The sequence below is a fragment of the Pseudomonas sp. LS_2 genome, from assembly GCF_042709235.1.
Lineage (GTDB): Bacteria > Pseudomonadota > Gammaproteobacteria > Pseudomonadales > Pseudomonadaceae > Aquipseudomonas.
In genome coordinates, this window is record NZ_JAVAYC010000003.1 from 166,056 (window position 1) to 183,754 (window position 17,699).

Here is a 17,699-nt window from a genome sequence, read left to right on the forward strand (position 1 = left end):
TAGGAAACCATGGACCAACTGGCACTGAAGGCCATCGAGCGAATCGCCGGCGCACAGCGTGCGCCTTACCACAGCATCACGGTCGACCGGCTGACACCGGTGATCGGGGCGGAAGTCGGTGGGGTAGACCTGTCGCAGCCCTTGCCCGCACAGCAACTTGAGGAGATCCGGCGGGCGTTTCTGGAGAATCACGTGCTGGTCTTTCGCGACCAGCACCTGAGCGTCGAGCAGCACAAGGCCTTCGGCCGCCTGTTCGGCGAGTTGCGCGCACTGCCGCTGGACGCCATCGAGGGTGACGACCCAGAACTGGTAGTGATCCGCGCCAACGCCCAGTCGCGCTTCGTCGCCGGGGAAACCTGGCACACCGACGGCACTGCGGACCCTGCGCCGTCCCTGGGTTCGATGCTGTATGTGAAGGAAACCCCGGCGATCGGCAGCGGTGGCGACACCTTGTTCGCCAACATGCACCTGGCGCTGGACATGCTCTCACCGGCGATGCAGGGGTTCCTCGGTACCTTGACGGCGGTCCACGACGGCGAGATTCCGTGGAGGGGCTACACACCGCCGCCCGGCCTGCCCAAGAGCGAACACCCGGTGGTGGTATGCCATCCGGAAACCGGCCGCCCGACGCTGTTCGTCAACGCCGGCTTCACCTCGCATATCGTGCAGCTGTCGAGGGGCGAGAGCCAGGCACTGCTGAGCCTGCTGTTCGACCTGGTGGCACGCGAGCCGATACTTAGCTGCCGGGTGCGCTGGGCGCCCAATACCCTGGTGTTCTGGGACAACCGCTGTACCCAGCACCATGCGGTATGGGACTACTTTCCGCATTCACGCTACGGCGAGCGGGTGACCATTCTCGGCACCCGGCCCAGTGCCGTACCCTGAAAAGCCTGCGCGGCTGGCAACGATAAGGGTCAGCGCGTGGGCTCCAGGGCCTGGGGGTGGCCGGCCAGGGTGCAGGCGCGGCCTGCGCGCAACGCGTGGTAGCCGAGCAGGCCGATGGGCACGCAGGCCAGGGCCAGTGTAGCGAACAGCGCTACGCCGCCGTAATGGCTGATGACCAGCGCACCCAGCCATGGCGCGATAGCCGCGCCAAGGCCGGCCAGCATGGAGATGCCGATGAAACTGCCGCGCATACCCGCCGGTGCAAGGCGGTCGATCAAGCTGGCGAACAGCGGCATGACGATGATCTCGGCCAAGGTGGCGAACACCACGGCGATCAACCAGCCGCCCCACCAGGCGTGGACATTGAGCGCGATCAGCGCGTGGGCGACCATCAGGCAGCCCAGTGCCAGCAAGTAGGCGCTGCGCTCGGCCAGGGCGATCAGCCAGCGCATCATGAACAGGTGCACGCCGACCACCACGCAGGCATTGGTAAAGCTGATCGAGGCGATCACCTGCTTGATCTGCGGCAATTGCAGTTGCAGCAGGTAGAAGGTCAGCGGCTCGTCGAGCTGGGCGTATACCAGCACCAGGAAGAAGTTGGCCAGCAGGATCACCAGAAACAGTCGGTTGCCCAGGACGGCCCGCAGCACCTGGCCCAGGGGCAACGATGCCGCGCTCGTCCGCGGGCACTGGCGCAAGCGCGCGCGGCAGGCCTCGAGCAGGGTCAGGATGAGCACGGCATAGGCAACTACCGCCACGGCGAACACCGCATCGCCTTGGCCCCCCGCCAGCCCCAGGCCAAGCAACGGGCCGATGGCAGCAGCGCAATTGACCACGTAGTAGCGGATATGGAAAAGAAAGGTGCGCTGGGCATCGTCTACCGCCAGGTCGCTGAGCAGTACCCGCAGCAGCGGCTCGAGGATGCTTTGGGCCACCGCCAGGCCAATGATCGCCAGGAAATAGCTCGATTGCCCCGGCAGCAGCCCCATCAGCGTGTAGCAGGCCGCGCACAAGACGCAGCCCAGCAGCATCAGGTTGCGCGAATTGAAGCGGTCACCCAGCCAACCACTGAGCGGCGCCAGGGCGATCGCCAACACCGCGCCCAGCGCCAGTTGCGCGCCGATGTCGGTAATCGGCGTGCCGAAGCGCTGGTGCATGGTGACGGCAATGAACGGCCAGATCATGAACGAAGCGACCCGCGTCAGGCCCATGCCCAGCAGCAGCCAGCGGGCGCAGAGGGGCAGGGCGAGCAGTGAAGACCAGGTGCCGCTGGCCGGGGTCATGGGGTCAGCCTGAGGCTGTAGACCAGGTCGTCGTACCAGACTCCACGTAACTGGTAGGCCTGCGACACCCGGCGCTCAAAGCTGAAGCCGCACTTTTCCAGTACCCGGCACGAGGCGATGTTGCCGTCGGTGACGGTCGACTCGAGGGACGTGAGGCCAATGACCGTGGCGTAGTCGATGATGGCGCGGCGCGACTCGGTGCCGAAGCCTTTGCCATGGAACGCCGGTAGCAGCAGGCAGCCGACTTCGGCGTGGCCAGGGTGGAGAATACGAAAACCGCTGACCCCAAGCTCCTCGCCACTGGCCCGCTCGACCACGACCAGGCAAAGCCAGTGTTCCGAGGTGGGCGTCCAGGCCGGTAGGCGATGTTCGAAGCCGCGACGGACCTCATGCTCCGGCAGGTCGTCGAAGGTGTAGCGCAGGGTTTCCGGTTCGCGATGCAGCCTGAGAAACAGCGGCCAGTCGCTTTCGACCAGGGTGCGCAGGTACAACCGATCGGTGTACAACTCCAACATCCAGTGCTCCTTGCGGGGTGGGGAGGGCAGGGTGTTCTTGTACGCCGAGTGGCCAGCAGGTTCAATGGCTGGCCTGCTGCCATCGCGGGGGCTCAAGCCTCCGTGCGCAGGGCCTTGAGGTACTTGTACACGGTCGCTCGGCCCATGGTCAGTACATTCGCCACGTAGTCCGCACCACTGCGCCCCTCGAAGGCGCCCTCCGCGTACAGGGCCTCGACCAGTTCGCGCTTGTGCTTGATGGTGAGGGTGCTGAGCGACAACTGGCGCTCGCCCAGCCAGCCGTGCAGGAAGGTGTTGATGCGCTCCTGCCAGTCGTCCTTGAACAACGCATCGGGCTGAGGCATCAGGCGGCTGACCTGGAACAGCGCGTCCAGGGCATCGCGGGCCTGCTCCAGCACCGAAAAGTTCATGTTCACGCACATCAGGTACTCGGCCTCGCCCTGGGCGTTGCGCAGCACGCTGGAGATCGAGCGCAGCTTCTGCCCATTCCAGTTGAGTTTCTCGTAGGGGCCGAGGTTGGAAAGGCCGGACATGTCCTGGGGCAGGTCGTCGAGCGCCGAGTCGTCGCCCAGCTTGCGCTTGGAGAAGTTGTTGGCGATGTGCACCACGGTCTGGCTGCTCATCTCGTGGATGATCACTTCCACATGAGGGAATAGCAGGGTGGCGAGGCTGTCGGCGATGGCCTTGTAGTTGTCGAGGGTGTTCATCGGGCGTCGGGCATCCTGGGGCGCACGCTGGGGCTGCCTAGTCTACTGCTTATCGGCGACAGGTACGAAAGCGGAAGGTACGCGGTGGTTGACTATCACCCTACTAGAAGGTAGGTTTCGCTCCATGGCCAATCATTCCACTACCTATTTCGAGATCCTCCAGTACGCCCGCACGCTGATCATCGCCGGTGGCTACAGTGCTTTCAGCTATGCAGACATCGCCGAATACGTGGGCGTGCGCAAGGCGAGTATCCACCATCACTTCCCCACCAAGGTGGACCTGGTACAAACCCTGGTCAGGCGCTATCGCGAGGAAGCCGAGGCGGGTATCGCCGCGCTCGAGCAGCATTTCCCCGAGCCTGACGAGCGGCTGCAAGCCTATATCGGCTACTGGCTGGGCTGTGTGGGCGACGCGACCAAGAGCTATTGCGTGTGCGCCTTGCTCGCCACGCAGATCCCGACATTGCCCGAGGAAGTGGCGCTGGAGGTGCGCGCGCATTTCCGCACCCTGTCTGCCTGGCTAACCTCGGTATTCGAACGCGGCGCGCAGCAGGGCAAACTTCATCTGGCCGGTGAAGCGGGCGCCGAGGCCGAGCGGTTCATGGCCACCGTGCATGGCGCGATGCTGTCCGCCCGGGCCTACGGCGACCCAGCCGTATTCGGCAGTATTACCCAGCCCTTGATCGACCGCCTGGTCGCTCGCCCATGAACCACTTGCGACAGCCATTGGGCCCTCTGCGCCGGGTCGACCCGCTCAACGAAGTACGCCCAGGTACCGGCCGTAGTGAAACGTCGCATTTTTTTTGGCTTGAAAACCTACCGACTAGTAGATAGCTGTTTACTCACAAGGAGTTGCCTTCCATGCCTCATCCCATTTCCCCCTTGGGGGCGTTGCACACAGTCATCAGCACCGTCACCTTCGTCGTCGGGCTCTACAGCCTGGGGCGACATCGCCAGATCCTGCCCGAAAGCCGTACCGGCAAGTTCTATCTGGCCGGCATGCTGGTATCGGTGCTGACCGCGTTCGGCTTGTCCAGCACCGGTGGCTTCAACGCTGGACATGCGCTGGGCATCGTGGCGCTGCTGGCCATTGGCGGGGCGCTGCTGATACCGCGTCTACGCCTGCTGGGACGCGCGCGGCCTTACCTGGCCCAGCTCGGCTTCTCGTTCAGCTTCTTCCTGCTGCTGGTGCCGGGTATCAACGAAACCCTGACCCGGTTGCCGACAGCCCACCCCTTGGCGGCCGGGCCGGAGTCGCCGCTGGTGCGCGGTGCATTGCTGGGGTGGCTGGCGATCTTCATGCTTGGCGCAGCGCTGCAGGGCTTGTGGTTGCGCGCACGGCATCGCAGGCAAGCCTTGGCCCGCTAGCCGACACGATGCCCCGCACCGGTGCGCGATGCCCCAATAAGGCACAGGCAAGATCGCGTAGTGGAGCGGGGCGAGGCTGACGGAGGGCGCAAACCCCCTCTGGTACTGGCGCCAGCGCTTTGCGGCCGGTTCTGGCATGCCTCTGGCATAGACCTGGGCGTGCGGGAGTAGCGCGAGCTATTGCACCAAAACTTGCAAATGGTTGGCTAGGGTTCCGACCTGCTTCGGCAGGTGCCTGGACCGAGAGCCAACGACCTCCAGTCGAGGTTACACGGCGGGATAAAAGCCCGGGAGACGACAGACCACCCACCGCAATGGGTGTCGCGCTGCTCCTTCGTCCGTCTACCGCCAACTGGAGTCATCCCATGCGAAAGCCCCTCCTGACCGCTTTCCTGACAGGCCTCGTCCTGCTGACCAGCTTCGCCGCCAAGGCCGCACCCAAGACCGACTTCAACGTGTGCTGGACCCTCTACGCCGGCTGGATGCCCTGGGAATACGCCGCCGCCCAAGGCATCGTCGACAAATGGGCCGACAAGTACGGCATCCGCATCAAGGTTACCCAGATCAACGACTACGTCGAATCGATCAACCAGTACACCGCCGGGCAGTTCGACGGCTGCACCATGACCAACATGGACGCCCTGACCATTCCCGCCGCCGGTGGCGTGGACAGCACCGCGCTGATCGTCGGCGACTTCTCCAACGGTAATGACGGCGTGGTGCTCAAGGGCACCGGCAAGCAACTTGCCGACCTCAAGGGCATGGACGTCAATCTGGTGGAGCTGTCCGTTTCTCACTACCTGCTGGCCCGCGCGCTGGACAGCGTCGGCCTCAAGGAGCGCGACCTGAAGGTGGTCAACACCTCCGATGCCGACATCGCCGCCGCCTTCGACACCCCCCAGGTGCAAGCGGTGACCACCTGGAACCCGATGCTCGAGCAGATCAACACCCGCCCGGACGTGACCCAGGTGTTCGACTCCAGCGACATCCCCGGCGAGATCCTCGACCTGATGGTGGTGAACACCCAGACCCTGCGCGACAACCCAGCCCTGGGCAAGGCCCTGACCGGCGCCTGGTACGAGGTGATGGCATTGATGGCCGGGCAAACCCCAGCCAGCGAGGCCGCCCTGGCCCACATGGCCAAGGCCTCGGGCACCGACCTCGAGGGCTACAAGTCGCAGCTGTCGACCACCTACCTGTTCACCACCCCACAGGCCACATTGGCCTTCGTCAATGGCAATGCACTGCCCAAGACCATGGAGAAAGTCGCCAAGTTTTCCTTCGACCACGGCCTGCTCGGCAACGCTGCCCAGGACAGCGGCGCGGTAGGCATGAGCTTCGCCAAGGGCGTGACCGTGGGCGACCAGGCCAACCTCAAGCTGCGTTTCGACCCGGAATACGTGCAACTGGCCGCCGATGGCAAGCTTTGATCGGGGAGCCAAGCCATGCGTCTTCTCAACCGTCACCCTGACCGGCCCACACGCCTGCTGCTGGTGATCCTGCCGTTCGCCTTGCTGCTGTGCGCCTACCTGTTCGGCTCGGCCCAGCGCCTGGCGGAAAACCCGCGGGACAAGCTGTTGCCCAGCGTCGTGCAGATGAGCGAGGCGGTGAAGCAAGTGGCCTTTACCGAGGACAAGCGCAGCGGCAGCTATCTGTTGTGGCAGGACAGTGCAGCCAGCCTCAAACGCCTGCTGGCGGGCCTTGCCATCAGCGCCGTTGCCGGCTTGTGCCTGGGCATTGCCCTGGGCGCGCTGCCCTTGGTGGGCGCCTCGCTGTCGCCGCTGATGGTGGTGCTGTCGATGGTGCCTCCGCTGGCAATACTGCCGGTGCTGTTCATCGTGTTCGGCTTGGGCGAGTTGTCGAAGGTGATGCTGATCGTGATCGGCATTACCCCGATCCTGGCCCGAGACCTGGAACAGCGCGCCCGCGAAATCCCCGCGGAACTGCGCATCAAGGCCCTGACCCTGGGCGCCTCGACCTGGACCTATATCCTGCGCGTGGTGTTGCCGCAACTGGCCCCCCGGCTGCTGATTTGCCTGCGCCTGGTGATGGGTTCGGCGTGGCTGTTCCTGATCGCTGCCGAAGCCATCGCCGCCGAGGACGGGCTGGGCTACCGGATCTTCCTGGTGCGCCGCTACCTGGCCATGGATGTGATTCTGCCCTACGTGGCCTGGATCACCCTGTTGGCCTGGCTCATGGATGCCACGCTCAAGCAACTGGCGAAGCGCCTGTTCCCTTGGTACGAGGGGGCGCGCCCATGAGCTATATCCAAGTCCGCAATGTATGGCAGCAGTACGACCAACACGTGGTGCTCGAAGGCCTGAACCTGGACATCGCCGAGGGGGAGTTCTGCACCATGGTCGGGGCTTCGGGCTGTGGCAAATCCACCTTCCTGCGCCTGCTGCTGGGCCAGGAACGCCCCAGCCGCGGACAGATCCTGCTGAACGGCCAGCCCCTGGCTGCCGAGCCCGACCCCAGCCGCGGCGTGGTGTTCCAGCGGTATTCGGTGTTCCCGCACCTGAGCGTGCTGGACAACGTCGCCATGGGCCTGGAATTGCCCAAGGCAGCGCTGCTCGGGCGCCTGCTCGGCCAGCACAAGCGTGCGGCGCGCGAGCACGCGGCAAGCCTGCTGACCCAGGTAGGCCTCGGCCACGCGCTGGACAAATACCCCGCGCAGCTCTCCGGCGGCATGCAGCAGCGCCTGGCGATCGCCCAGGCGCTGATCATGAAACCCAAGGTGCTGCTGCTAGACGAACCCTTCGGCGCGCTGGACCCCGGCATCCGCAAGGACATGCATGCCTTGCTGGTAGAGCTGTGGCAGCAGACCGGGCTGACCGTGTTCATGGTCACCCACGACCTTAGCGAAGGCTTCAGCCTGGGCACCCGCCTGCTGGTGTTCGACAAGACCCGTATCGACCCACACGCCCCGCAAGCCTATGGCTCGCGGGTGACCTACGACCTGCCACTGAATGCCCGACGCCAGGGCGCGCTGGCCGCTTCCTTGCAATTGCAGACAGGACACTGACCATGACCGACAATTCGATATTCGCCGAAGAGCTGCTGCCGGGCGGCGGACACCTTTCCTTCGTGCTCAAGCGCGGCCAGCAGGTGCGCTTCACCGACCTGGAAGGCGGCGCCAACCTCAGCCTGATGTTGTTCAACGCCGCCGAAAAAAGCGAGCGCCTGAACCTGCCCGACACCCTCAAGTGCCAGCACACCGCCAAGCTCACCCGCGGCCATTGCCTGTATTCGGACATGGGTCGGGTTCTGGCGGCCATTACCGAGGACACCTGCGGCTGGAGCGACAGCATCGGCGGCGTGCTCAACGCCGAGGAAGTGCAGGAAAAATACGGGCAGGGCCGCTACCAGGAACTGCGCAACGGCTTCTTCCGCAACGGCACCGACAACCTGCTGGTGGAAATGGGCAAGTGGGACCTGGGGCTGGCCGACCTGACCATGGCGTTGAACCTGTTCAGCCGGGTCGACGTCGGCGCCGAGGGTGCCTTGCGCTTCGCCCCTGGCAATTCCCACGCAGGCGACTTCATCGAACTCTACGCGCCCATGGACACGCTGTTCGTGGTCACCGCGCTGCAACACCCGATGGACCCCACGCCGCTGTACGCACCCAAACCGCTGCAGCTGACCTTCAGCCGCGCCGACGCCCGTGTCGCCGAGCACTGCCGCACCTCGCGGCCAGAGAACGTGCGCGGCTTCATCAACACCCAACGCCTGTTCGCCTGAGGAGCCACACCATGGAGCATTCCCTGCAACCCGAGCACGCCCTGTGGCGCACCACGATTCCTGCCGGCGAGCCCTGGCTGGGCGAAGTCAAGGCTGGACAGACCCTGCGCATCCTCGACCTGGAAGGCAACCAGGCCATCGATACGCTGTTCTACAGCACCGCCAACCCGCGCGAGCGCTACGACGTGCAACGCACCCTGCGCCGCCAGGGCAACGTCTACCTGGGCATAGGCAGCGTGTTGTATTCCAACCTGGGCCGTGCGCTGCTGACCATCACCGATGACAACTGCGGCCGCCACGACACCCTGGGCGGAGCCTGCGCACAAGAGAGCAATACCGTGCGCTACGCCCTGGAAACCCGACACATGCACAGCTGCCGCGACAACTACCTGCGTGCCTGCTGCCACGACGGCCGCCTGGGCAAGCGCGATATCAGCCCGAACATCAATTTCTTCATGAACGTGCCGGTCACCCCCGAGGGCGGCCTGACCTTCGAGGACGGCATTTCCGGCCCCGGCAAATACGTCGAGCTGCGCGCCGAGATGGACGTAATGGTGCTGATCTCCAACTGCCCGCAGTTGAACAACCCATGCAACGGCTACAACCCAACCCCCGCGCAGGTGCTGGTATGGAACTGATCAAAGCGTTGGCGCGCCTGCGCCGTGCACTGTTCGCAGCCTGCCTGTTCCGTGCTGGGCAGGCCCCTGACGGCCCTTTGAACAACCGTCGTCGCTGATTTTCTACCTTGGGGACGACCCCAGGGCCTTATTGAACTGCGGGACGGCCCGCAACCCAGCCGAGGCGCCTGGTCGCCTCTGGGGGATGTAGTCATGTTCGAAACCTTGCTGATCGCCAACCGCGGCGCGATCGCCTGTCGTATCCTGCGCACCCTGCGCGCACTCCAGGTCACGGGCGTTGCCGTGTATTCCGAAGCCGACATCGCCAGCCGCCATGTGCTCGAGGCCGACCAGGCCCTGAGCCTGGGAGAGGGCGCAGCTGCCAGCACCTACCTGGTGGTGGAGAAGATATTGCAGGCAGCCAAGGCCAGCGGTGCCCAGGCCATTCACCCAGGCTATGGCTTCTTGTCCGAGAACGCCGCGTTCGCCGAGGCCTGCGAGGCCGCCGGCATTGCCTTTGTCGGCCCTACGCCTGAGCAACTGCGGGTATTCGGCCTCAAGCACACCGCCCGCGCCCTGGCCCGCCAGCACGGCGTGCCGTTGCTCGAAGGCACCGACCTGCTCGACAGCCTCGCTGACGCCCTGGCCGCCGCCGAGCAGGTCGGCTACCCGGTGATGCTCAAGAGCACCGCCGGTGGCGGCGGCATCGGCATGCGCGTGTGCCACGATGCCCACGAGCTGGCTGATGCGTTCGACGCGGTGAAGCGCCTGGGGCAGAACAATTTCAGCGATGCCGGGGTATTCATCGAGAAGTACATCCCGCGCGCGCGGCACCTGGAAGTGCAGGTGTTCGGCGATGGCAAGGGCGGGGTATTGACCCTGGGGGTGCGCGATTGCTCGGTGCAACGGCGCAACCAGAAAGTGCTGGAGGAAACCCCGGCACCCAACCTGCCGGAGGGCATGGCCGAGGCGCTGTGCGAGGCAGCCCTGAAACTGGCGAAGGCCGTGGACTACCGCAGCGCGGGTACCGTGGAATTTGTCTTCGACAGTGATGCACAGCGCTTCTACTTCCTGGAGGTCAACACCCGCTTGCAGGTAGAGCACGGGGTGACCGAGCAGGTGTGGGGTGTCGACCTGGTGGCCTGGATGATCCAGCTGGCCGCAGGCGACCTGCCGCCGCTCGACACCCTGCGCGCACAACTCAAACCACGCGGCCATGCCGTGCAGGCGCGGCTCTATGCCGAAGACCCCGGCAAGGACTTCCAGCCAAGCCCTGGGCTGCTGACCTGCGTGGAATTTCCCAAGGCCGACGGCCAGGCCTTGCGCATCGACACCTGGGTAGAAGCCGGTTGCGAAGTGCCGCCGTACTTCGACCCGATGATCGCCAAGCTGATCGGCTGGGGCGAAGACCGCGACCAGGCCTGCCAGCGCCTTGACCAGGCCCTGGCCGACACCATGCTGTACGGCGTGCAGAGCAACCGCCAGTACCTGCGCCAGATCATCGAGGACGCCCCGTTCGCCAGCGGCCAGCCCTGGACCCGCTGCCTGGAAGGCCTGGCCTACCGCGCCGCGACCTTCGAGGTACTCAGCGGCGGCACCCAGACAAGCGTGCAGGACTACCCGGGCCGCCTGGGCTACTGGGCCGTCGGCGTGCCGCCGTCAGGCCCCATGGACAGCCGCGCGCTGCGCCTGGGCAACACCTTGCTGGGCAACCCGCAAGGTGCAGCCGGCCTGGAGATCACCATGAGCGGTCCGACCTTGCGTTTCAACACCGACGCGGTGGTGGCGGTGGTGGGCGCCGAGTTGCCGGTGAGCCTCGACGGCCAAGCGGTGGCGATGAACACCGCGCTGTTCGTCGCGGCGGGCTCGCGCCTGGCCCTGGGCACCATCGCCGGTGCCGGGGCGCGCAGCTACCTGTGCCTGCGTGGCGGCCTGCAGGTGCCGGACTACCTGGGCAGCAAGAGCACCTTCACCCTCGGCCAATTCGGCGGCCACGCCGGGCGGGCGTTGCGCACCGGCGACATCCTCGAGCTCGCGCCACTGCTTGACCGCAGCGCAGGCCAGGTGCTGGACGCACAGCCGCCGCTTGCCGCCACCCGCAGCATCCGGGTGATCTACGGGCCGCATGGTTCGCCGGAGTACTTCACCGAGGATTACATCGAGACCTTTTTCGCCACCGACTGGGAAGTGCATTTCAACTCCAGCCGCACCGGCGTGCGGCTGATCGGCCCCAAGCCTGAGTGGGCTCGCGCCGACGGTGGCGAGGCGGGCTTGCACCCGTCCAATATCCATGACAACCCCTATGCCATCGGCGCGGTGGATTTCACCGGCGACATGCCGGTGATCCTTGGCCCCGACGGGCCGAGCCTCGGCGGCTTCGTCTGCCCGGTCACAGTGATCGAAGCCGACCTGTGGCAGCTGGGCCAACTCAAGGCCGGCGACAAGGTGCGGTTCGTGCCCACCACACTGGGGCATGCCCGTCAGCTGGCCTTGCTGCCGCTGACCGAGCAGGCGCCATCTGCGGCAGAGAACGAAACGCGGCAGTCGCCGATCGTGTTGGATATCGGCCAGGACGACACCCGCCTGGTAGCGCGCCTGGCGGGCGATACCCACCTGCTGCTGGAGATCGGCGCCGCCGAACTGGACCTGGTGCTGCGATTCCGTGGCCATGCGCTGATGCAGGCGCTGGAGGCCAAGGCCCTGCGCGGGATGATCGACCTGACCCCCGGCATCCGCTCGCTGCAACTGCACTACCAGCCGGAAAACTTGCCGCTGGTAGCGCTGCTGGCAGTGGTCGAGGAGCTGTGGGCCGAGGTGTGCATGGCCCGAGACCTGCAAGTGCCGTCGCGCATCGTGCACTTGCCGCTTTCTTGGGACGACCCGGCCTGCCAACTGGCGATCGAGAAATACATGACCACCGTGCGCAAGGACGCCCCCTGGTGCCCGAGCAACCTGGAGTTCATCCGCCGCATCAACGACCTGCCGGGCCTGGACGATGTGCAACGCACGGTGTTCGACGCCAGTTACCTGGTGATGGGCCTGGGCGACGTGTACCTCGGCGCGCCAGTGGCCACCCCGCTGGATCCACGTCACCGCCTGGTCACCACCAAGTACAACCCGGCGCGCACCTGGACCGCCGAGAACTCCGTGGGCATCGGCGGCGCCTACCTGTGCGTTTACGGCATGGAGGGCCCAGGCGGCTACCAGTTCGTTGGCCGAACCTTGCAGATGTGGAACCGCTACCGAGAAGTGCCGGCGTTCGACGGCAAGCCGTGGCTGCTGCGTTTCTTCGACCAACTGCGGTTCTACCCGGTCAGTGCCGAAGAGCTGCTGCGCATTCGCCGCGACTTTCCGCTGGGTCGCTACCCGCTGCATATCGAGCAGAGCCAGTTGCGCCTGGCCGACTACCAGGCGTTCCTGGCCGAGCAGGCCGACGGCATCGCGGCGTTTCGCAGCCAGCAGCAGGCCGCTTTCGAGGCCGAGCGCCAGCGCTGGATCGCCAGCGGCCAGGCGCATTTCGAAAGCACCGAGGCGCTGGCGGCACAGGCCGATGAGGCGGCGTTGGCACCCGGCCAGGCCGGCGTGGAAAGCCCGGTGGCCGGCAACCTGTGGCAGGTGCTGGTGAACGTCGGTGAATCGGTGGAGAGCGGCGACACCCTGGTGGTGCTGGAGTCGATGAAGATGGAGATTCCCGTGCTTGCCAGCGCCGCTGGCCGCGTATGCGAGGTGCGGGTGGCGCCCGGCAGTGCGGTGCGTGCCGGGCAGGTCGTGGTGGTGCTGGAGGCGCAGGCCTAGGCGGCGTTTGCCGCCGTTTGCCGGGTCGCGCCAAGCAGGCGCAGCAGCGCGACCAGCGGCAGGGCCATGCCTACCGCCATGACACCGGACCAACCGAAGTGCTCGAACAGGCTGCTGGCAATCGCCGAGCCGAGCGCGCCGCCAATGAAGATGCTGGTCATGTACAGCGCGTTCAGGCGGCTGCGGCTGTTGGCATCGAGGCTATAGATGGCGCGCTGGCCCAACACCATGTTCATCTGCACGCAGAAATCCAGCGCTACGCCGGTCACTGCAAGGCCGATCACGCTGTACAGCGGGTGCACCAGTGCCGGCAGGAAGCTCAGCGCAGCGAACAGCATGGCCAGCACAGAAGCCTTGTGGGTGTGCCCGGCATCGGCCAGGCGCCCGGCGATGGGCGCTGCCACCGCACCGATGGCGCCGACCAGGGCGAAGATCGCCACTTCGCTCTGGCTCAGGCCATGGTTGCGTATCAACTCCAGCGGCGCCGCCGTCCAGAACAGGCTGAAGGTGGCGAACAGGCAACCCTGGTAGAAGGCACGTTGGCGCAACACCGGCTGGCGCAGCAAGGTGCCCAACGAACGCAACAGTTGGCCGTAGCTGGCCGAATGTTGCGGTTGGTGCTTGGGCACGGCGAGCAACACCACCAGGCTGATGGCGACCATCACCGCTGCGGCGACCATGAACATGGCGCGCCAACCGAGGTGGTCGGCCACCAGGCTCGCCACCGGCCGCGCCAGCAGGATGCCCAGCAGCAGGCCGCTCATGATATTGCCGACCACCCGCCCACGCATCTCGGCCGGGGTGAGGGCGGCAGCCAGGGGGATGAGGATCTGCACCGACACCGAACTGAAGCCGATCAGCAGCGAGACCACCAGGAACAGGTTCGGCTGCTCGGCCAGTGCCGTGCCCAGGAGGCTTGCAATGGCCACCAGGTTGGTGACGATCATCAACCGGCGATTTTCCAGCAGGTCACCGAGCGGCACCAGGAAGAACAGGCCCAGGGCGTAGCCGACCTGGGTCAGGGAGACGATCAGGCTGGCCAGGGCAGGTGACAGCCCCACGTCCGGGGCGATCAGCCCGATGATCGGCTGGGTGTAGTAGAGGTTGGCGACGATGGCGCCGCAGCAGAAGGCGAACAGCAGGACCATGCCTCGGGACATGCGCGCAGTGAAGGGTGTGGCTGTCATGGTGTGCTCGAGAAAGCGAGAAGAGCGCTAGCTTACTCGGGTAAGGCGGTGTCGGTAAAAGTGTCATCCCGACTGACGCTGTTTCCAGCAACGCCAAAAACCCTGTAGGAGCAGGCGTGTCCGCGAACCGGGCGAGGCGGTGCATGGCACCGGCTTTGCCAGTGTTCGCGGGCACGCCCGCTCGCGAGTGGCGCACGTCTTCAGGATGCGGCCACGGCGTTGTTTTTCTTTGCAGCCGTACGGATATGCGTGCCGTACAAGGTCAACCCGGTAAACGCCAGGCCGCCTACCAGGTTGCCCAACACCGTGGGAATCTCGTTCCAGACCATGTAATCCATGATCGAGAAACCGCCACCCATGATCATCGCCGAGGGGAACAGGAACATGTTCACCACCGAGTGCTCGAAGCCCATGAAGAAGAACAGCATGATCGGCATCCACATGGCGATGACCTTGCCACTGACCGAAGTCGAGATCATCGCGCCGACCACGCCCATCGACACCATCCAGTTGCACAGCACCCCGCGCAGGAAGATGGTCACCCAGCCCGCGGCGCCATATTGCTCATAGCCCAGGGTGCGCGCCTCGCCGATGTGGGCGATCTTTTCTCCGACTGCACCGGGGGAGGCGTTGAAGCCGTAGGTGAAGACGAACGCCATCATGAAGGCCACGGTCAGGGCGCCTGCGAAGTTGCCCACGAACACCAGGCCCCAGTTGCGCAGCATGCCGCGTACCGTCACGCCAGGGCGTTTGTCCAGCAGTGCCAGCGGGGTGAGCATGAAGACCCCGGTAAGCAGGTCGAAGCCCATCAGGTAGAGCATCGAGAAGCCGACCGGGAACAGCACCGCACCCAGCAGCGCGGAGCCGGTCTGTACGGCGATGGTCACGGCGAACACGGCGGCCAGTGCCAGGATCGCCCCGGCCATGTAGCCGCGGATCAGGGTGTCGCGGGTGGACATATGGACCTTCGATGCGCCGGCATCGACCATCTTGGTCACGAATTCGGTGGGGAGCAGGTAGGACATGGGTTTTCCCTCGACACTCAGCAGTTGACGGCACCCGCCAGCGGATGCCGCAGGTCAGGCTCGCTTACCAGGAGCGGTAGGGCAGGAATTTGCCATTGAGGGTGAGCTTCACGCGGTCGCCCTTGGGGTCCTCGATCTTCTCGACGTGCATGGAGAAGTCGATGGCGCTCATGATGCCATCGCCGAATTTCTCCTGGATCACGTCCTTGAGCGTCGGGCCGTAGACCCCGACCACTTCGTAGAGGCGGTAGATCAGCGGGTCCTGGGGAACCGTCTTGTCCCAGCCCTTGACCGGGAACTCGACCAGCGCCTGTACCACTTCCTCTTCCAGTTCCAGCACCTCGCACAGGTGGCTGGCGACTTCGCGTGGCGCGCTGTTCATGCCGTAGCAGACCGAGGCCAGCCAGACCGGCGCCTTGCCCACGGCCACGCTGAGGTCGTCCCAGGTAAGGCCCTTGCGGGCCTTGGCGGCCATGATCAGGTGGTGCATTTCGACTTTGTTCATGTTGTGCGTCTCTCGAAGTTGGTGTGTATACCCGAGTCGGTCATTGCGAGAGACGTGCCAACGCTTATTTACGTTTTATCCCCATGATTTTATTGATTTATTTGAAATCCGAGATGCATTGAGCATTGACGAAATTTCGTAAATAACGAAATATCGCAATCACTTTTACGAATTTTCGTAATGCAAGCTTCGGGGTTTCCCATGCCGCCAGACATCACCGCCGCTGCCCCCATCGCCACCTTGCTGGTGGACCCACACGAAGACCGTATCGTCCAGGCCAATGCCAGCGCACTGGCACTGCTGGGCTGCCCAGCGCAACACCCCGGGGAACTGAGGTTCAGCCACTTCCTGCGCGAAGCCATCGCGCCTTGGGTGAGCTTCAGTGACGAAGTGCTGACCCAGGGCGAAGCTTGGTCGGATGACTTGGTGCTGGTCGACCTGCAACACCGCCATCACGCCGTGGAGGTGATCGCCCGCGCGGTGGAGGGCCAGCGTATCCTGGTGATGGCCCAGCGTCGCGACCAGTTGGAGCAGCGTCGCAACCGCGCCGAGGCGCGACGCCAGCACCGTCTGGGGCACGTGGGCTGGGAACGCATCGGCCAGGTGTTCGAGCGTATCCAGCAGCAGAACCGCTTGATCCTGGGGGCGGTGGGCGAGGGGATCTACGGGCTCGATACCCGCGGCCAAACCACCTTCATCAACCCCGCTGCCGAACGCATCCTGGGCTGGAGCGCCGCTGACATGATCGGCCAGGACGCGCACAAGCTGTTCCATCACAGCCATCGTGATGGCCGCACCTTCGAAGTCAACCAGTGCCCCATCCATGCTTCGTTCACCGACGGCCAGGTGCACCGCGTCGACCATGAGGTGTTCTGGCACAAGAATGGCGAGCCCATTGCCGTGGAATACACCAGCACGCCGATTTTCGAGATGGGCAGGCTAGTGGGCGCCGTGGTGCTGTTTCGCGACATTCGCCAGCGCCAACACACCGAGGCGCGGCTGCGCGAGGCGTTGAGCGAAGTGGAGCAGTTGCAGCGGCGCCTGGAAATGGAAAACCAGTACCTGCAGGAAGAGATCAACGCCCAGGCCAACCACCACGAAATCGTCGGCCAGAGCCCGGCGGTCAAGCACTTGATCCAGCAGATCGAGCTGGTGGCGCCCACCGACGCCAACGTGCTGGTGAGCGGTGAGTCCGGCACCGGCAAGGAGCTGATCGCCCGCGCCATCCACGCCAGCAGCCGGCGTGCCGACCGTCCGCTGATTCGGGTGAACTGCGCCGCGGTGCCGCGCGAGCTGTTCGAGAGCGAGTTCTTCGGGCACCTCAAGGGCGCATTCACCGGTGCTGTCAGCAACCGCGTGGGCCGTTTCGAGCTGGCCGATGGCGGCACCTTGTTTCTCGACGAGGTCGGGGAAATTCCGCTGGAGTTGCAGAGCAAGCTGCTACGGGTGTTGCAGGACCAGCAGTTCGAGCCAGTCGGCGACAACCGTACCCGCGCCGTGGATGTGCGGGTGATCGCAGCGACCAACCGCGACCTGCGCGAAATGGTTGCTCAAGGCACCTTCCGCGAGGACCTGTACTTTCGCCTGAATGTGTTCCCCATTCGCTCGGTGCCGCTGCGCGAGCGCCTGGAAGACATACCGCTGCTGGCCAGCCATTTCCTCAAGCGCGCAAGCCAGGCGTTCAACAAGCCGGGGGTTCGTATGCCGCTGGCGCAAGTGCAACTGCTCGAGCAGTACGCCTGGCCGGGCAACATCCGCGAACTGCAGAACGTGATCGAACGCCAGACCATCGTGGCACGCGAGGGCCGGATCAGCTTCGAGGACGTGTTGGCATCGACGACCGAGCCACGCCAGGCGAGCGCGGGCCAGGCAACCGCCGACACCACGCCCACCGCCGACGAAGACTGGCAACGGCAGATGAAGCTCAACGCCATCAGCGTGCTCAAGCGTACTGCGGGCAAGGTGTCAGGCGAGGGGGGCGCAGCCCGATTACTGGGGCTCAAACCCACCACATTGGCCTCGCGCCTCAAGAAATGGGGTATCGACCCGCGCAACTACAAGGGCAGCTGAC

The 17,699-nt window shown here is 65.0% G+C and carries 16 protein-coding genes and 1 riboswitch; of the genes, 10 read left to right on the forward strand and 6 right to left on the reverse strand.

Annotated elements, in window-relative coordinates; all coding sequences use genetic code 11:
- Positions 1-9 precede the first annotated feature (9 nt).
- Positions 10-885, forward strand: a complete 876-nt coding sequence (locus RAC97_RS04000) for a TauD/TfdA dioxygenase family protein (RefSeq protein ID WP_375097983.1) — start codon at positions 10-12, stop codon at positions 883-885.
- A gap of 29 nt (positions 886-914) precedes the next feature.
- On the opposite strand, the gene RAC97_RS04005 is transcribed toward RAC97_RS04000, so the two are convergent.
- From RAC97_RS04005 to RAC97_RS04015, 3 genes are all read right to left on the reverse strand, one after another.
- Positions 915-2,168 carry an MFS transporter gene (locus RAC97_RS04005; RefSeq protein WP_375097984.1) on the reverse strand — a complete coding sequence of 418 codons (1,254 nt, stop codon included), beginning with the start codon at positions 2,166-2,168 and terminating at the stop codon, positions 915-917.
- Entirely contained in the window at positions 2,165-2,683 is a 519-nt protein-coding gene (locus RAC97_RS04010) for a GNAT family N-acetyltransferase (RefSeq protein ID WP_375097985.1), read from the reverse strand. The genes RAC97_RS04005 and RAC97_RS04010 overlap by 4 nt, the downstream gene beginning before the upstream one ends.
- 92 nt (positions 2,684-2,775) lie before the next feature.
- Positions 2,776-3,390, reverse strand: a complete 615-nt coding sequence (locus tag RAC97_RS04015) for a transcriptional regulator (RefSeq protein WP_375097986.1) — start codon at positions 3,388-3,390, stop codon at positions 2,776-2,778.
- A gap of 124 nt (positions 3,391-3,514) precedes the next feature.
- Between RAC97_RS04015 and RAC97_RS04020 the strand changes: the two genes are divergently transcribed.
- From RAC97_RS04020 to uca, 8 genes are all read left to right on the forward strand, one after another.
- Positions 3,515-4,099, forward strand: coding sequence for a TetR/AcrR family transcriptional regulator (locus RAC97_RS04020; RefSeq protein WP_375097987.1), 585 nt, complete (start codon positions 3,515-3,517; stop codon positions 4,097-4,099).
- 152 nt (positions 4,100-4,251) lie between these two features.
- Positions 4,252-4,758, forward strand: a complete 507-nt coding sequence (locus RAC97_RS04025; protein ID WP_375097988.1) for a hypothetical protein — start codon at positions 4,252-4,254, stop codon at positions 4,756-4,758.
- Positions 4,759-4,953: 195 nt separating this feature from the next.
- A riboswitch (guanidine-I (ykkC/yxkD leader) is annotated at positions 4,954-5,054 on the forward strand.
- Between the two features lie 69 nt (positions 5,055-5,123).
- Positions 5,124-6,188, forward strand: coding sequence for a putative urea ABC transporter substrate-binding protein (locus tag RAC97_RS04030; protein WP_375097989.1), 1,065 nt, complete (start codon positions 5,124-5,126; stop codon positions 6,186-6,188).
- 15 nt (positions 6,189-6,203) lie between these two features.
- The gene (locus RAC97_RS04035; protein WP_375097990.1) at positions 6,204-7,019 is read left to right on the forward strand and encodes an ABC transporter permease; all 816 of its coding nucleotides are present in this window, start codon (positions 6,204-6,206) and stop codon (positions 7,017-7,019) included.
- Complete coding sequence (locus tag RAC97_RS04040) at positions 7,016-7,783, forward strand: ABC transporter ATP-binding protein (protein ID WP_375097991.1); 768 nt, start codon at positions 7,016-7,018, stop codon at positions 7,781-7,783. Before RAC97_RS04035 ends, RAC97_RS04040 begins: the two co-directional genes overlap by 4 nt.
- A 2-nt stretch (positions 7,784-7,785) precedes the next feature.
- Positions 7,786-8,499: an urea amidolyase associated protein UAAP1 gene (locus RAC97_RS04045; RefSeq protein WP_375097992.1), complete on the forward strand. Its 714-nt coding sequence runs from the start codon at positions 7,786-7,788 to the stop codon at positions 8,497-8,499.
- A gap of 11 nt (positions 8,500-8,510) precedes the next feature.
- The gene (locus tag RAC97_RS04050; protein WP_375097993.1) at positions 8,511-9,137 is read left to right on the forward strand and encodes an urea amidolyase associated protein UAAP2; all 627 of its coding nucleotides are present in this window, start codon (positions 8,511-8,513) and stop codon (positions 9,135-9,137) included.
- Positions 9,138-9,329: 192 nt separating this feature from the next.
- Positions 9,330-12,911, forward strand: coding sequence for an urea carboxylase (gene uca / locus RAC97_RS04055; RefSeq protein WP_375097994.1), 3,582 nt, complete (start codon positions 9,330-9,332; stop codon positions 12,909-12,911).
- Here uca and RAC97_RS04060 read toward each other — a convergent pair.
- The 3 genes from RAC97_RS04060 to cynS all read right to left on the reverse strand — a co-directional run bounded on the left by RAC97_RS04060 (position 12,908) and on the right by cynS (position 15,628).
- Complete coding sequence (locus RAC97_RS04060; protein ID WP_375098095.1) at positions 12,908-14,059, reverse strand: MFS transporter; 1,152 nt, start codon at positions 14,057-14,059, stop codon at positions 12,908-12,910. The two genes, uca and RAC97_RS04060, sit on opposite strands and share 4 nt — an antisense overlap.
- Positions 14,060-14,298: 239 nt before the next feature.
- The gene (locus tag RAC97_RS04065; protein WP_375097995.1) at positions 14,299-15,123 is read right to left on the reverse strand and encodes a formate/nitrite transporter family protein; all 825 of its coding nucleotides are present in this window, start codon (positions 15,121-15,123) and stop codon (positions 14,299-14,301) included.
- Between the two features lie 64 nt (positions 15,124-15,187).
- On the reverse strand, positions 15,188-15,628 hold the full coding sequence (gene cynS, locus RAC97_RS04070) for a cyanase (RefSeq protein ID WP_375097996.1): 441 nt from the start codon (positions 15,626-15,628) through the stop codon (positions 15,188-15,190).
- A gap of 201 nt (positions 15,629-15,829) precedes the next feature.
- Here cynS and RAC97_RS04075 point away from each other — a divergent pair, with 201 nt between their 5' ends.
- Positions 15,830-17,698 (forward strand): sigma 54-interacting transcriptional regulator, encoded by a 1,869-nt coding sequence (locus RAC97_RS04075; RefSeq protein WP_375097997.1) that lies wholly within the window; start codon positions 15,830-15,832, stop codon positions 17,696-17,698.
- Position 17,699 lies beyond the last annotated feature (1 nt).

Excerpts from the sequence above, each read along its gene's own strand:
- RAC97_RS04030 (WP_375097989.1), top strand. The coding sequence starts at position 5,124 with ATGCGAAAGCCCCTCCTGACCGCTTTCCTGACAGGCCTCGTCCTGCTG.
- uca (WP_375097994.1), top strand. The coding sequence starts at position 9,330 with ATGTTCGAAACCTTGCTGATCGCCAACCGCGGCGCGATCGCCTGTCGT.
- RAC97_RS04025 (WP_375097988.1), top strand. The coding sequence starts at position 4,252 with ATGCCTCATCCCATTTCCCCCTTGGGGGCGTTGCACACAGTCATCAGC.
- RAC97_RS04075 (WP_375097997.1), top strand. The coding sequence starts at position 15,830 with ATGCCGCCAGACATCACCGCCGCTGCCCCCATCGCCACCTTGCTGGTG.
- RAC97_RS04045 (WP_375097992.1), top strand. The coding sequence starts at position 7,786 with ATGACCGACAATTCGATATTCGCCGAAGAGCTGCTGCCGGGCGGCGGA.
- RAC97_RS04020 (WP_375097987.1), top strand. The coding sequence starts at position 3,515 with ATGGCCAATCATTCCACTACCTATTTCGAGATCCTCCAGTACGCCCGC.
- RAC97_RS04015 (WP_375097986.1), bottom strand. The coding sequence starts at position 3,390 with ATGAACACCCTCGACAACTACAAGGCCATCGCCGACAGCCTCGCCACC.
- RAC97_RS04060 (WP_375098095.1), bottom strand. The coding sequence starts at position 14,059 with ATGGTCCTGCTGTTCGCCTTCTGCTGCGGCGCCATCGTCGCCAACCTC.
- RAC97_RS04035 (WP_375097990.1), top strand. The coding sequence starts at position 6,204 with ATGCGTCTTCTCAACCGTCACCCTGACCGGCCCACACGCCTGCTGCTG.
- RAC97_RS04065 (WP_375097995.1), bottom strand. The coding sequence starts at position 15,123 with ATGTCCTACCTGCTCCCCACCGAATTCGTGACCAAGATGGTCGATGCC.
- RAC97_RS04005 (WP_375097984.1), bottom strand. The coding sequence starts at position 2,168 with ATGACCCCGGCCAGCGGCACCTGGTCTTCACTGCTCGCCCTGCCCCTC.
- cynS (WP_375097996.1), bottom strand. The coding sequence starts at position 15,628 with ATGAACAAAGTCGAAATGCACCACCTGATCATGGCCGCCAAGGCCCGC.
- RAC97_RS04000 (WP_375097983.1), top strand. The coding sequence starts at position 10 with ATGGACCAACTGGCACTGAAGGCCATCGAGCGAATCGCCGGCGCACAG.
- RAC97_RS04010 (WP_375097985.1), bottom strand. The coding sequence starts at position 2,683 with ATGTTGGAGTTGTACACCGATCGGTTGTACCTGCGCACCCTGGTCGAA.
- RAC97_RS04040 (WP_375097991.1), top strand. The coding sequence starts at position 7,016 with ATGAGCTATATCCAAGTCCGCAATGTATGGCAGCAGTACGACCAACAC.
- RAC97_RS04050 (WP_375097993.1), top strand. The coding sequence starts at position 8,511 with ATGGAGCATTCCCTGCAACCCGAGCACGCCCTGTGGCGCACCACGATT.